Source organism: Blautia wexlerae DSM 19850 (assembly GCF_025148125.1).
GTDB lineage: Bacteria > Bacillota > Clostridia > Lachnospirales > Lachnospiraceae > Blautia_A > Blautia_A wexlerae.
Genome location: NZ_CP102267.1, coordinates 4154772 through 4169226, shown reverse-complemented (window position 1 = coordinate 4169226; position 14455 = coordinate 4154772). Strand labels below are relative to the sequence as shown.

The 14455-nt window shown below is 40.0% G+C and carries 11 protein-coding genes; 9 read left to right on the top strand and 2 right to left on the bottom strand.

Annotated features, from left to right (window positions below):
- The first annotated feature begins 1018 nt into the window (after window positions 1-1018).
- From NQ550_RS19225 to NQ550_RS19195, 7 genes are all read left to right on the top strand, one after another.
- Window positions 1019-1411: a VOC family protein gene (locus NQ550_RS19225; RefSeq protein WP_020993212.1), complete on the top strand. Its 393-nt coding sequence runs from the start codon at window positions 1019-1021 to the stop codon at window positions 1409-1411.
- Window positions 1412-1582: 171 nt separating this feature from the next.
- Entirely contained in the window at window positions 1583-3415 is a 1833-nt protein-coding gene (locus NQ550_RS19220) for a cache domain-containing sensor histidine kinase (RefSeq protein WP_025580894.1), read from the top strand.
- Window positions 3415-5028 (top strand): response regulator transcription factor, encoded by a 1614-nt coding sequence (locus NQ550_RS19215; protein ID WP_008705249.1) that lies wholly within the window; start codon window positions 3415-3417, stop codon window positions 5026-5028. The genes NQ550_RS19220 and NQ550_RS19215 overlap by 1 nt, the downstream gene beginning before the upstream one ends.
- A gap of 227 nt (window positions 5029-5255) precedes the next feature.
- The gene (locus NQ550_RS19210) at window positions 5256-6554 is read left to right on the top strand and encodes an ABC transporter substrate-binding protein (RefSeq protein WP_025580896.1); all 1299 of its coding nucleotides are present in this window, start codon (window positions 5256-5258) and stop codon (window positions 6552-6554) included.
- Window positions 6555-6628: 74 nt separating this feature from the next.
- Window positions 6629-7513, top strand: coding sequence for a carbohydrate ABC transporter permease (locus tag NQ550_RS19205; protein WP_025580898.1), 885 nt, complete (start codon window positions 6629-6631; stop codon window positions 7511-7513).
- A complete protein-coding gene (locus NQ550_RS19200) occupies window positions 7510-8349 on the top strand; it encodes a carbohydrate ABC transporter permease (RefSeq protein ID WP_025580899.1) in 840 nt (279 codons plus the stop codon). The genes NQ550_RS19205 and NQ550_RS19200 overlap by 4 nt, the downstream gene beginning before the upstream one ends.
- 118 nt (window positions 8350-8467) lie before the next feature.
- On the top strand, window positions 8468-9859 hold the full coding sequence (locus NQ550_RS19195) for a GH32 C-terminal domain-containing protein (protein ID WP_025580901.1): 1392 nt from the start codon (window positions 8468-8470) through the stop codon (window positions 9857-9859).
- A 166-nt stretch (window positions 9860-10025) separates the two neighbouring features.
- Here the strand turns inward: NQ550_RS19195 and NQ550_RS19190 are convergent, their stop codons facing one another.
- A complete protein-coding gene (locus NQ550_RS19190; RefSeq protein ID WP_259838501.1) occupies window positions 10026-11249 on the bottom strand; it encodes a dicarboxylate/amino acid:cation symporter in 1224 nt (407 codons plus the stop codon).
- 173 nt (window positions 11250-11422) lie between these two features.
- Between NQ550_RS19190 and NQ550_RS19185 the strand changes: the two genes are divergently transcribed.
- Window positions 11423-12895: an ISNCY family transposase gene (locus NQ550_RS19185; RefSeq protein ID WP_025580906.1), complete on the top strand. Its 1473-nt coding sequence runs from the start codon at window positions 11423-11425 to the stop codon at window positions 12893-12895.
- Window positions 12896-13060: 165 nt separating this feature from the next.
- On the opposite strand, the gene NQ550_RS19180 is transcribed toward NQ550_RS19185, so the two are convergent.
- The gene (locus NQ550_RS19180; RefSeq protein ID WP_025580908.1) at window positions 13061-13576 is read right to left on the bottom strand and encodes a DUF2798 domain-containing protein; all 516 of its coding nucleotides are present in this window, start codon (window positions 13574-13576) and stop codon (window positions 13061-13063) included.
- Between the two features lie 420 nt (window positions 13577-13996).
- Between NQ550_RS19180 and NQ550_RS19175 the strand changes: the two genes are divergently transcribed.
- Entirely contained in the window at window positions 13997-14389 is a 393-nt protein-coding gene (locus tag NQ550_RS19175) for a VOC family protein (protein ID WP_019163158.1), read from the top strand.
- Window positions 14390-14455: the final 66 nt, after the last annotated feature.

Below are 14455 nucleotides of genomic sequence, written 5' to 3'. Positions count from 1 at the left end.
AGGCAGATGGAATGTAATGGTTATAATATGTAATTAGTTACATTTTTCATCTGTGGTGAATTCTGTTGTCTGCGAAAAACAGAAGTGGTGTTTCGGTTTCAGATCGACAGCCTGGAAAAGAAAGTATGTCTCGTGTGTCAGGGCTTTTTTATGTTATAGGAATATTATGGAGTAATTTCCTATAACATAAAAAAAGTCCGCCCCACGCAGGGACGGACATATGATATTCCGTAACCACCCTGTTTCACCTTTGAAACAAGTACGATTCTGCAACGTACCGATATACGCGGCTCCTGTAACGGGGGGCGGCCGGGGAAGCTTACTGTGAATATGGCAATATCTGTGATGGCTGTATTCAAGGGTTCGGCTTTCCTTCTCGGGGATGATATTCGAAACAGGTCTGTCACTGCATTTCACCGGACTGCAGTTCTCTGAGGACAGGGGGACTGTTTTTACTGGTTCCCTTCGTTGAATTTATGCGTTATAGGTTTAGCTGTTTAAAAAGCTAAAGCAATTTTAACGCTGTTTGTTTTGAAAGTCAAGAGGTTTTTGTAAGTATTTGGGGGAAGTTTGTTGGTGTGGGGCGTACACAGACAATAAGGGACGCGCGAAGCAGCATCTCTCTGCAGGTTCAGTTCCGGGGGCTAAGTAACTCTAAGGTGGGGGAAATCCGCTAAAAGCATGAAGAAAAATGCAAAACTCGCTCCGTCGCAGACTCCGCTCAGACAGGTTGCTATTTTTCTTCATAACGCGGATTTCCCCCACCTAAGAGTTACTAAGCCCCCTCCAAATTCACCTGCAGAGAGATGCTGCTTCACGCTGGCTATTGGCTGTGTAAGAGAAAATGGATGAGGTGGTGGGAGCGGAGGGGTCAAGTGAAAAGAATCAGTTGTTACTCTTGACAATCGAATGATTTTCTGCGTATATTGTAAAAAATAAAATATTAAATATTGGATAAGTAAAATTATGAAAATAAATGAGTAAAAGCTACAAAGATGAGCAGAAAGAGGTAAAGATCATGGATTTAAAGAATTATTCAACAGGGGTACAGCATATCGGGATTCCGACAAATGACATTGATAAAACTGTGGAGTTTTATCATAAGCTGGGATTTGAGACGGCGTTTGAGACTGTGAATGAGGAAGCGAATGAGAAGGTTGTTTTTCTGAAGCTGGGAACTTTGGTTGTGGAGACTTATGAGAATCATGCGGCGAAGATGGAGCATGGGGCGATTGATCATGTTGCGCTTGATGTGAGAGACATTGAGGAGATTTTCCAGTATATTAATGAAGCTGGTTTAAACTCCACACAGGATACCATTCATTTCCTGCCATTCTGGGAAAATGGTGTAAAATTCTTTACCATTGAGGGTCCGAATAAGGAGAAAGTGGAATTCAGTCAGTATCTGTAAAACAGAAAAAGTTACGGAATATACCTACATAATAAAATTCCGAACATAATAAAATGAAGCAGTAAAGCCGATACATTGACTGGAAACAGTGTGTCGGCTTTTTCACTGTTCGAAATAGACTGTAGCAGTAAAAACCGGGAAAAATAAAGGGATATTAAAGGGAAGAGAAAGATGAAATATTTAAAGAAGTGGTATATTAATCTGTCAATACAGAGAAAAATTCTGTATTGTACATTAGGGGTAGCATTGGTTGTTCTGTTGGCTGCCAGTGTTTCGCAGTATATGTCTGCATCTTCAATTGTGACAGAACAGACAAGGAAACAGTCTGCGGGAGTGGTGAACGAGTTGTCGGTGAATTTGGATCATTATTTTGATATGGTGAGGAATTCATTTGAGTATATTGCAAATAACAGTACGGTTCAGGAGGAATTGGAGTCTGATGAACCATATAAATCGAATGGCACAGAGCTGTATCCCTATTATTCAAGATCGGGGCAGATCAGAAGGCTGCTTTTGCAGGGATATACAAGTATTTATATGAAGGATATCCAGCTGTATGGTTATAACGGAGCAAATCATCTGCTGGCAAATAATCGTGAGATTCATGAAAAGACCGCTCAGATATCCTGTGAACTGGCGGAGCAGGCAAAAGGACGCTGTATTTATTATAATGCTTCTGAGGAAGGCCTGATGTATATGGCAAAGCAGATCAAAGATTCTCTGACTATGAAGCCAGTGGGAATATTGAGAGCATCTATTAAGCTGAGCTATCTGAAAAAAATGACGATCACAGCCAGAGATTCTTTGGCTGCACATATTTTTCTTCTGGACAATGACAAAAATGTTCTGATAGAGAGTGCAGAGAATGATGCGACAATCAGTGACAGAAGCTGGATAGAAAAAATATCAGGCAACACAGGAGAATTTCTGTTTACTGCAGATGGACAGGGTTATGACTGTGTATATCAGAGAAGTTCTGACACAGGACTTACAGTTGTAGGAATGATCCCTATGAGTTTCTTGCAGAAAACAGCCAGAGGATTACAGAAAACGACAATCATGCTTATTCTGGCAAGTTTGATGTTGTGTATTTTTCTTGCTAATATTCTGGCAAAGGGAATCGCTGGTCCGATCAAGCGTACAAGTAAAGCAATGCAGCAGTTTGCGGAGGGTGACTTTTCTGTCCGTCTTCCGGAAGGAAGAAGGGATGAGATTGGAACCATGAATTCTGTTTTCAACCAGACGATAGAGAAAATAGAGCAGCTGATAAAACAGGTTGTGGAGATGGAAACAGTTAACAAAGATATTGAATTCCAGGCTTTGCAGGCACAGATCAATCCGCATTTTCTTTATAATGTACTGGATACGATCAACTGGATGGCGCGAAAGAAGGGCGAGGATAATATTTGTCGTATGGTTACTTCTATCAGCAGTCTGATGCGTGCAAGTATCAGTAATAAAAGAAGTATGGTTTATATTCGTGAGGAAATAAAATATGTACAGGATTATCTTTACATACAGGAAACCAGATATGGAGATAAATTTACATCTTATATTGAAGTGGATGAGAGATTAAATGAATTAGAGATTCCGAAGATGACTATTCAGACACTGGTGGAAAATGCGGTGGTTCATGGTGTGGAAAATGCGACATGGGACTGTTTCCTTTATGTTTCAGGAGAAATTACAGATGGAATGGCAGTATTTACAGTAAAGGATGATGGCGTTGGAATGTCACAGGAGCAGTTGGAGAAACTGATGGGGACAGAGGAAGAGCCAGATCATGAAGCAGAGCGGACACATACTCATCTGGGAGTGTATGCGGTGAGAAAGAGACTGGATTATGTATATCAGAACAAGGCAAGGATGAGCATTACATCAGAACCGGGGAAGGGAACACAGGTAATACTGGAAATCCCGATGAACGGTAATGTCGGAGTTACCTACAGGAAATGTGATGAACCTGTTAATGAAAATAACAAAAAAAGGGGAGACGAGAGATAATGGAATTGCAGGTAATGATATTAGATGATGAATATATTATTCTGGATGGTTTATGTTCGTTTCCATGGAGCGATTATGGATACCGTATATCCGCAACTGCAAGGAACGGATTGGAAGGGCTGGAGAAACTGGAGCAGGCGAAACCGGATCTGATCCTTACAGATGTGAAGATGCCGGGAATGGATGGACTGGATTTTGCAGAAAAAGCACATGAGATTTATCCCAATGCGGTTATAGTGATACTGACAGGATATGACAGTTTTGCCTACGCTCAGAAAGCAATCAGCATTGGTGTGGAAGAATATCTTCTCAAACCGGTGGACTATGATGAGTTAAAGGCAATGGCTGCCCGGATTGCAGGGGAAATTCATGCAAGGAAGGAAAAACAGCAGGAAATCCGGGATCTGAAGAAATATTTCAACAGGTCAGTTCCGCAGCTGAGATCCAAATTTGCGGGAAATCTTCTGTATGGAAGAATCCAGGGAAAAGGAGTTGTAAAAGAGCAGGCAGAATCTCTGAATCTGACAATAGAGAAATATATTGTGTGTGTAGGGCGAAAAGTTGTTGGAGAAAATAAAATCCATACAGGAGATAAATGGATAGAGGAATTTGCATGCATCAATATTTTTGAGGAAATTTTTAATGATTTTGGAATTCATGTTTTGAGCGATTATAATACAGCAACTGCAGAATATAATTTTATTCTTTTGTTTGAAAAGGAAGAAGAAAACGCAGTATGTATGGAAAAAGCATTGCAGGCATGCAGTAAGATACAGGTAGAAGTAGAACGGTATCTGAAAGCACATATGAATTTTGGATTGAGCGATGTAGAAGTGGACGAATATCAGGCAAATGCACAGTACCGTAAGGCACAGACAGCATGCAGGCAATGTGTTTATCTGGGTACGAATATCATACTCAGATACGAAGATCTGCAATATAAAAAACAGACAGACTTTGTGATTACTTCCGGTGAAAAAACACATTTTATGATGACTTTGTTTCAGGACAGTTTTGAGAAAGCGGAGGATGAACTTCATCAGATATTTCGAAACGCACCGGAAGATGTATCTCCGGTGAAATTTGCAGCAATGGATTTACTTTTGGGATGTATGAAATTTCCATATATCTGTGCAGTTGACAGTGAAATTCATAATAAAAACTGGAATCTTTCTGTGCTTCAGGATGGAATAAAAAGAATCTGTCAGTGCGAGAACACAGAAGAGGTGTTGAATTGTCTGCTGAATCTGTTTGGAACGCTGATTAAACAGAATACAGAAGGAACTGATGAACGGAACCGGAAACTGGTTCAGAGTGTTCTTTCTTACATTGAGAAGAATTATTCAGGAGATTTATCTATGGATGATCTGACTGAGAAATTCCATGTAAGCAGAACCTATATCAGCCGCCTTCTTAAGAAATATGCCGGAAAGAGTTTTCTGGAATATCTGACAGATGTCCGGTTCCAACAGGTGGAGAAACTGATTGCAGATAATAAATATAAACAATATGAAATCGCAGAAATGGTAGGATACAAAGACTTTGGATATTACATAAAAGTATTCAAAAAGCGTTACGGTATTACACCCAATGAATTCAGGAAATATATATAAACAGCGAGGTTAACTGTATCAGGTAAGTCATTTAATCGAATCAGGCAAGTAGCGAGGCGGATGATTTTATCTGCCTGACGATAGAACAGGAGATTTGTGCACAGTATAAAATTTGTGCACAAATCTCCTATTTTTACTTTTATTTCCAATTGTTTATAAAAGGCAAAAAGACTAAAATAAAATCATCAAGAACGAGGAAACACAAATTAAAAGGAGGAAACAAGTAAATGAGGAAAATGAAAAAAGTGTTATCACTTGCCATGACGGCAGCTATGACAGCCAGTCTTCTGACAGGCATGGGAGCAGTTACAGCTTCTGCGAAGAAATCGGATGATGGAAAAAGAACGAAGATTACTGCTTTATTAAACTCAACAGAATCGACAGAACAGTATCAGGTTTATGACTATTTGTTGAAAAATTTCTGTGATGAGAAAGGCATTGACTATGAAATAGAAATGGTTAATGATAAACAAGATTATTTTACGAAATTACAGATGTATATCAATAGTGATACATTACCAGATATCTTCGGATGCCCCAATGGAACACTTTCTAAAGCATGTAAAGACATTGATGCATTAGTGGATTTAGGTGCTGAGTTAGATCGAAATGGATATGCGGATAAGATGAATGGTGCGGTACGAGATTTCCTTACAGATGCAGATGATGGTAATTTGTATCTTTTCCCACAGGGATTATATTGTGAATTCTTTATGTATAGGAAGGATCTCTTTGAAAAAGCCGGTATTAAAGAAACTCCGACAACATGGAAAGAATTTGAAGAAGACTGTCAGAAACTTGCGGATATAGGAGAAATTCCGGTTATTATCGGTGGTTCAGATGTATGGCAGATTATGAGATATCTTTCATTCTCTCCATGGAGAGTAACAGGTCCGGAATTTATCACTGGATATCAGGCTGGAACAGACTCTTTTGCCCAAAATGAAGCTGCCAAATATGGTGTAAATCTGGTTTATGATCTTGGAACAAAAGGATATTTTGAACCAGGATTTGCAAGTGTAGATTACACTTCAGCCACAAACTTATTCTATGGTGGCACTGGTGGAATTTTCTACAGTGGTTCAGGTCAGATCAATCTTGCTGAGGATATGTATGATGCAGGTCAGATAGGATTTTTCCCTGTGCCTGACACAGAAGAAATGGATAATATGGAGACAAATATTCCAATTCACGCAGGATTTGGTATTGGATATAATAAGGCTACATATGACGACACTATGCAGGAATTCTTTGATTATGCATGTGAACATTATTCAGAGGCTTGTTACAACAAAGGAAATATTTTCTCACCGTTTAACGATGATATTCCAGAAGGACTTCCACAGCTTTTCTATGATCTTCAGCCGTTATTTGAAAATGCTGAAACAGCATGGACCTCATGGGATGATAAGCTTGATTCAGAAAATCTGACCCAAATTGCAGATGAACAGCAGAAACTGGCTCAGGGAATTACCACTCCGGATGAATTTATCGAAACCTGTGATTCTTTTGTAAAAAGTAAGTGATTTTTCAATAATAATAAACAGAGACTGACAGCTGCCTTGTCAGTCTCTTTCAGAGAAAGAGAGGAGGAAGAACTGTGCAGAAAGCATTTGGAAAAAAGTCAGTCATCCTTTTATTCATCTTTCCAGCATTTCTTATTTATACAGCATTTGTAATTGTTTCCATCATATGGGCTGGTTATTATAGCTTTTTTGACTGGGGTGGTGTTGGAGAGAAAGTATTTGTAGGATTAAAAAACTATATAGAACTTGTTACGCAGGATGAAGTTTTCAGAGCTACAATAGGGCATACTCTTGTTTATACTGTAATTAATGTGGCAATTCAGGTATTTGGAGGTTTATTATTTGCGATTCTCCTCAGTCGTATTAAAAAAGGAAGAGTTGCTTTACAGACTCTGTATTATATTCCGGTAGTTATTTCTTCTGTAGCGATTTGCCAGATTTTTACAAAGTTATTATCAGTAACGCCAACCGGTATTGTGAATCAGGTATTATCATTCATCGATCCATCTCTGAAACTGATGGAGTGGATTTCAAATCCTCAGATTTCACTGTATGTAACAGCTTTTGTAGAAGCATATAAATACCTGGGACTGTATATGGTTATCTTTTATGCAGCACTGATCGGTGTTCCGGATGAACTGGGAGAAGCAGCACTGATCGATGGAGCATCAACATGGCAGGAATATCTTTATGTAAGAATTCCTTATATTAAACCGGTTATCATTGCAAACTGTCTGCTGGTACTGAATGGTTCCCTGAGATCTTTCGAGTTCTCTTATCTGTTAACACATGGAGGACCGGGAAATGCGTCTGAACTTATGACAACTTATATGTATAAACAGGCGTTCAGCAGTATGAAATATGGTTACGGAAGTTCTGTAGCGATCATGATCGTAATCATCTGTATGGTAGTTGGAATGTTATTCCGTAAATTTACAGGAGGAGGGGATGACGAATGAAAAAGAAAAAAACAACCATTCCGAGCATCATTAAATGGGTTATCGCATTAATCCTTGTTGTGATGCAGGTTTATCCTTTCTTCTATGTATTTACTTCAAGTTTTAAGTCACTGGATGATTTCAGACAGTTACCGGCATATGCACTCCCGTCAAAATGGGTGCTGACAAACTTTATCAATGTTTTTACAAAAAGCCATATGCTGACTTATTTTAAAAACAGTATCATTGTTTTGATCGGTGTATTGATTCCTCTGCTTTTATTTGCACTGATGGCTGGATTTGCATTAAGCAAAATCAAATTCAAAGGCAGAAAATTTGTCCTTAATTATTTCCTTCTTGGATTGATGCTTCCTATGCAGGTTGCACTGATTCCATTGTTTACTATTTTTAATAAGATGGGACTGATCAATACATACCCGGCAATTATTTTGCCACAGATTGCTTTTTCACTGTCTTATTCCATTCAGCTGTTTTATTCATTTAGCAAATTCTTCCCTGAAGAAATGCTGGAAGCAGCGATCATTGATGGATGTTCACCGATAGGATGTTTCTTTAAGATGGTGGTTCCGATGTCACTGAACTCTATTATCACAGTAGCAACCATGCAGGCAGTATTCTGCTGGAATGAGTATATTAATGCTTATACATTTACCAGATCTACAGATATGAAAACCATTACACTTGGTTTAAATGACTTCGTAGGAAGCATGGGACTGACAGACTGGGGTGGTACATTTGCAGCCATCACTGTAACAGTACTTCCGGTATTTATTTTCTACTTCTTCAGCAGCAAGAAGATGCTGGCAGGTATGACAGCAGGTGCAGTAAAAGGTTGATAATATGCAAGAATTACCTGATAACAGTAGTTTGATTTATGAGTAAATAACAGGCTTGCCGGAAAAGTACAAGCAGGCCTGTAAAGTGAAATAAAGTATAAAAAAGGAGATTAAGACTATGCAGAAATTATACTATCAGTTCCCGGGAACATGGTTTGGCGATTGCATGCCATTTGGACATGGAGATAAATTCTATTTATATCATCAGAGAGATACCAGAAAACCGGGACCATTTGGAGAACCATTTGGCTGGGATCTGGCAACAACTTCTGATTTTGTACATTACGAAGATAAAGGTGTGGCAATTCCGAGAGGAACAGATGAAGAGCAGGATCAGTTTATCTTTGCAGGAAGTGTTTTCGAGGCAGAAGGACAGTATCATATTTTCTATACAGGTTATAACCGTGATTATCCGGCACTTGGAAAACCATCTCAGGTTCTGATGCATGCATACAGCGATGATCTTGTAACATGGCACAAAACTCAGGATGCACTTACCTTCACTCCACAGGAAGGCTATGACCCGGATGACTGGAGAGATCCATGGGTGATCCGCGATGAGGAAAATGATCAGTATCTGCTGATCCTTGGTGCAAGATTACAGGGACCAAAGACAAGACAGACAGGAAGAACTGTTAAATTCACATCTAAAGACCTGAAAAACTGGAAGTTTGAAGGAGATTTCTGGGCACCGGATCTCTATACTATGCATGAGATGCCAGACTTATTTAAGATTGGTGACTGGTGGTATCATATTGTGACAGAATACAGTGACAGAAGTAAAATGGTATACCGTATGAGCAAGAGTCTGGAAGGTCCATGGATCGCACCGAAAGATGATGCATTTGACGGCAGATCTTATTATGCAGGACGTACTTTTGAACTGAACGGACAGAGAATCCTCTTTGGCTGGGTTGCTACCAAGGATCAGGATGATGATGACAATAACTTCATCTGGGCAGGAACATTTATGGCACATGAGGTTTACCAGAGAGAAGATGGAACCCTTGGTGTAAGAATTCCGGAAACTGTATGGAATGCATTTGATAAAGAAGAAAAGACAGAAGATTTTGTAATTGATACTCCAACTAAGAGTACAGAAAAAGTAGTTGCAAAAGATACAGGAGATATCTTCAAATTCGAAGCAGATGTGGAATTCACAGAAGGAACCAGAACTTTCGGTGTGAGATTCTATGAAGATGAGGATAAAGCTGAATCTTACCAGTTCGTATTTAATGTAACAGAAGACAGATATGTATTTGAGAAAAAACCAAACTGGCCATGGCCTGCAAACCAGAATATCGGACTGGAGAGACCGCTGGAACTGGTACCTGGTAAGAAATACAATATTAAAATGATCGTAGATGATACAATTGCTACAATCTATGTAGACGGTGTTGCATTAAATGCAAGAGCATATAAACGTCCGGGAGAAAGTCTGTCACTCTTTGCTTCTGAAGGAAGCCTGAAAGTAACTAACTGTAAGGTTACAACCGGATTAAAGAAATAGAGACAGACAGCAATTTAATCGATAAACCGCGGAGCAGTGATTCGGTGTAGAGTAACGTGACGAAGAAATTGCTGTAAATAAAAAAGTTGCTGTGCGTTTCAGTTATAGAAATGCACAGCAGCTTTTTTGCGTTAAGTCGATTGGAAACAACAGATTTAGGGGTTGCTTAATCTTCTAATTTAATCTTCTCCTTAAGAACCACACATCCTGCCATGTCTCCGATAACATTGACGCAGGTTGCGCCCATGTCGCAGAGTGTATTGATGCTGATGTAAACGCCCATAACTCCTGCAGGCAGACCTGCCATGGTTGCCAGGGCTGCGAAGGATGCGATGGCACCGCCAGGGATTCCCGGGGTTCCTACTGACAGGAGTACGTTTGCCAGAAGGATTATGATCATCATGGAAATGCTTACGTTAATTCCGCATGCATTGGCGAAGAACATGATCATGAATGACATCAGGATGGATACGGCATCCATGTTTACAGTAGCGCCAAGAGGAATGGCAATACTTGTGATCTTGTTGGATACGCCCATTTCGTCTTCCATACGCTGTTTACTGATCGGAATGGTCGCTGAACTGGAACAGGTTCCGAATGCGTTCAGAGCGGCAGGAAGCATTGCTTTGAAGAATTTCACAGGGCTTTCTTTGCCGATGAATTTCACGGAGCCGCCGTAAATGACCAGGGCAAATCCGAAGAATGCCACATACAGGATGATCAGCTGAGTTGCCAGTGGAATGATGGTTTCTGTACCGTTGGCTTCTACAACAGGAACGATAGTACAGAATACACCGATAGGTGTGAAGTACATAACTGTGCTGATGACTTTCAGACAGACTTCGTTACAGGAATCGATGACTTTCAGAAGTGCAGTACCCTTTTCGCCGATGGCGATAAGTGTGAAGCCTACGATGACTGCGAATACAAGTACCTGAAGCATATTTCCGTTTGCGAAAGCTGCAACCGGATTGGATGGGATTAAGTTTTTGATGGTGTCCAGAATGCTGGTCATCTCAGTTGCCTGAATGTCGGAAGTTGCCATCTCGAATTTAACACCCTCACCGAGATGGATCAGCCGCGGGATGATCAGTCCTGCCAGGCTGGCAAGTGCTGTGGTGCACAGGAAAAAGATCATGGCGCCGGCTGTGATCTTGCCGGTTGTGCGGGCATTACCGATGCTGGAGATACCCATGATAATGGAACAGAAGACCAGTGGAAAGATCATCATGTTCAGGGCATTCATGTAAATGCTTCCTATGAGGCTTGTGACGGTAAGAACCGGTTCGAAACGGTTTGCCAGAAACAGTCCGGTAATGATACCCAGGATCAGTCCGGTAAAGATTGCTGCGGTAATATGTTTTTTGTACCACGAATAGAATTTTTTCATTTGTTCCCTCCTCTTTATTTTCATTTCCTGTAGGCGTTTGCGAAACGCCACAAGCCGCATAAATACGGCATTTTTTGTTACCTATAAACAAATAACTCCTCACCGGATATGGTATAATAGAGTTGACTAAAAACTATAAACCTACATCCAAGAAAGGAGTTATTCTGATACTTATGATACCATATAAACAGCTTTCTTTGGCAGATATTTTTTCAGATTGCCATGAAAAATTTGAAAATGACAAACCTGCTTTTCTTTCTCTATTAGAAACCCATATCGATATTGATGAGTTAATTCCGATTTCTTTTAGAAATCATTTCTATGCATCGACGGGCAGAACCCGTAAATACCCTTTGCAAGCTTTTCTGTGGGCTTTGATTATTCAACGTATTTTCTCTATCCCTACGGATCAGCTTCTCCTGACTTTTCTCGCTTACTCAAAATCACTTCGGGAATTCTGTGGTTTTACTAAAGTCCCAGACGCTTCCAAAATCACCCGATTCAAACAGGATTTTTTAGATGACCTCCAGCTTGTTTTCGATAACCTTGTTGATGTTACCGAGCCTATCTGTCAGGCGATTGACTCTGCAAAAGCGGATATGACCATCTTTGATTCTTCCGGCATAGAAGCATTTGTTACCGAAAATAATCCCAAGTATGCTAACAGGATCATCAAACAGCTTAAGGCATACGCGAAAGCTCAGGGCTTTGATAAATCCTATGATCCTTATAAAGCTGCCTATGGTTCCATGCCTTCTCATGCTTCTGCTAATCCTGAGATTAAGCAGCTCTATATCAATGGGCATTTTTGCTATGTCTTCAAGTTCGGCATTGTCACTAACGGATTGGGCATCATCCGCCACATATCTTTTTATAACAAAAACTTTATGGCTTCACATCCTGATATCGTTGTCGAAAAGAAATCCGATTCCCCTGACGAAGATAAATGTGTTCATGATTCAAAGCTTTTAATCCCCACACTTAAGGACTTCTTTTCCAAGCATCCTTTGATTAATCCAAAAACCTTCCTGGGTGATGCTGCTTTCGATACCGCACAACTCTATAAGAGCCTTCTTACCGGTGACACTTTTGGTAATGACAAACATTTCTCGAAAGCTTATATTCCGCTGAATGCAAGATCCGGACTTGAAAATCTGGATTATTCCATCAATGAAGATGGTATTCCGTGTTGTCCCCATGATCCTTCTTTACAAATGAAGTACGAAGGCACTTCCAAACTTCACAGTGGAGTAACAAGATATAAATTTGTCTGTCCAAGAATGAAATGGATTTATGATAAATCAACTCAAAAATCCCATCGTCATTGTTTCTGTGACAACCCTTGTACTTCTTCTAAATGTGGGTGGATGGTCTACATCTACCCGGAAAAGGATCTTCGTGCTTATCCCGGAACGATCCGCGGCACCGAAAAATGGGATGATACCTATAAAATCAGGACTGTTGTCGAAAGAGATATCAACCACATCAAAGACAATCTCTGTCTTGCAGGACGCCGAACCCAAAATGAGAGGACTCTGCATGCTGATCTGATTCTTGCCGGGATCACACAACTTATTACTGTTGTTCTCGCAGATAAGATCAATCACCACGAATATATTCGAAGCATAAAACCACTCATAGCTTAGGACTTACCACTTTCATAAAGTCCATAGCTTATTAAAGTGCGCCTAACATGTGCGATTATCCATTTTTCATTCCACAAGTCGTGCTCTTCGCGAATTCTTCCTTGTTTTGGTTCAAGGTTACGAACGAGCACCGCGAGTTTCGCAATTACCTATTATTATATGGACTTATTCCGCAAATCCTTGCTGTTCCATTTCATGTTCTATTTTACCTTCATTTTCCTGACTTGCTGATACGAACAGGTGACGGAATACGAATCTGCAGAATGGTCCGACAACCAGGATCTGCAGTGGGTAGGCTATGATGAAGTTCAGGCAGATGGTCTGGAGCCAGATGAAGATGAGATTTGAAGTGATTCCTGAAGATTCGATGGTTCCAAGCAGGCTCATCAGCGGTACCATTGTGCAGACGGTGAAGGTCTGGATGCAGAGGATGATGAAGATCGGGCGGTCAGTTGGTTTGGCTACGCGGAACGCGAAATATTTGGATGTTTTGCTGGCGATGAAGAATGCGCAGAGGAATCCGATGAACCATTCCAGCGGAAAAGAATGCAGTGCGTGACTGAATGTAGCCGCCTGAAGTCCACCGGTGTGGATAGCGACGTTATAAACGCCCATGATAAAGATTATACAGCCGGATGTGATAAGGGTGAAAATAAATTCCTGAAATTTTGTTTTTGGCATAGTTAAGCCCTCCTCATAAAATAATAAAAAACTCCATATAAACGCAAAAATGCCGCCTACCCGTCTGACAATGGATAAGCGACATTTTTTGTCGTATTTATTCTATCAGTTATTGGGATTCTATGTCATGGGAATTTTGCACAAAATATAATCGTGAAATAATAGCTTTAGAGTCTTTTTGACAAAGGGATAGGAACGTTTATTCATGGATGAGGATAAAATAAAGTATAAATAGAAGTTACAAATTCACTTGACAACCGAATAATTTTCTGCGTATATTGTAAAAAAATGAGATATTCAGTGACTGAGAAGTCTGATTATGGTTACTGGTTATTGCGTTCTCAGTAACGGATTATGAAAAGCAGTCTGACATAACGAGCGACAAAAAGTCACAAGGATCAGCAGAAAGGGGCAAAAACTATGGATTTAAAGAACTACTCAACAGGGGTACAGCACATTGGAATTCCGACAAATGACATTGGTAAAACAGTAGAATTTTATCACAAATTAGGTTTTGAAACAGCATTTGAGACAGTAAATGAGGAAGCAAACGAGAAGGTTGTTTTCCTGAAACTGGGAACTCTGGTAGTGGAGACTTATGAGAACCATGCAGCGAAAATGGAGCATGGCGCGATCGATCATGTTGCACTTGACGTAAAAGATATTGAAGAGATTTTCCAGTATATCAATGAAGCTGGTTTAAATTCTACACAAGATACCATTCATTTCCTGCCATTCTGGGAAAATGGAGTGAAGTTCTTTACAATTGAAGGACCGAATAAGGAGAAGGTGGAATTTAGTCAGTATCTGTAAATAAAAAGGAAATAATCATTAAGGGTCGATACATTGACGGAAACAGTGTATCGGCTTTTTTGGTAA

What these genes read in the sequence shown, in the direction of transcription:
- NQ550_RS19220 (WP_025580894.1), top strand. Translation starts at nt 1,583, where the DNA reads ATGAAATATTTAAAGAAGTGGTATATTAATCTGTCAATACAGAGAAAA.
- NQ550_RS19185 (WP_025580906.1), top strand. Translation starts at nt 11,423, where the DNA reads ATGATACCATATAAACAGCTTTCTTTGGCAGATATTTTTTCAGATTGC.
- NQ550_RS19200 (WP_025580899.1), top strand. Translation starts at nt 7,510, where the DNA reads ATGAAAAAGAAAAAAACAACCATTCCGAGCATCATTAAATGGGTTATC.
- NQ550_RS19175 (WP_019163158.1), top strand. Translation starts at nt 13,997, where the DNA reads ATGGATTTAAAGAACTACTCAACAGGGGTACAGCACATTGGAATTCCG.
- NQ550_RS19210 (WP_025580896.1), top strand. Translation starts at nt 5,256, where the DNA reads ATGAGGAAAATGAAAAAAGTGTTATCACTTGCCATGACGGCAGCTATG.
- NQ550_RS19180 (WP_025580908.1), bottom strand. Translation starts at nt 13,576, where the DNA reads ATGCCAAAAACAAAATTTCAGGAATTTATTTTCACCCTTATCACATCC.
- NQ550_RS19195 (WP_025580901.1), top strand. Translation starts at nt 8,468, where the DNA reads ATGCAGAAATTATACTATCAGTTCCCGGGAACATGGTTTGGCGATTGC.
- NQ550_RS19215 (WP_008705249.1), top strand. Translation starts at nt 3,415, where the DNA reads ATGGAATTGCAGGTAATGATATTAGATGATGAATATATTATTCTGGAT.
- NQ550_RS19225 (WP_020993212.1), top strand. Translation starts at nt 1,019, where the DNA reads ATGGATTTAAAGAATTATTCAACAGGGGTACAGCATATCGGGATTCCG.
- NQ550_RS19190 (WP_259838501.1), bottom strand. Translation starts at nt 11,249, where the DNA reads ATGAAAAAATTCTATTCGTGGTACAAAAAACATATTACCGCAGCAATC.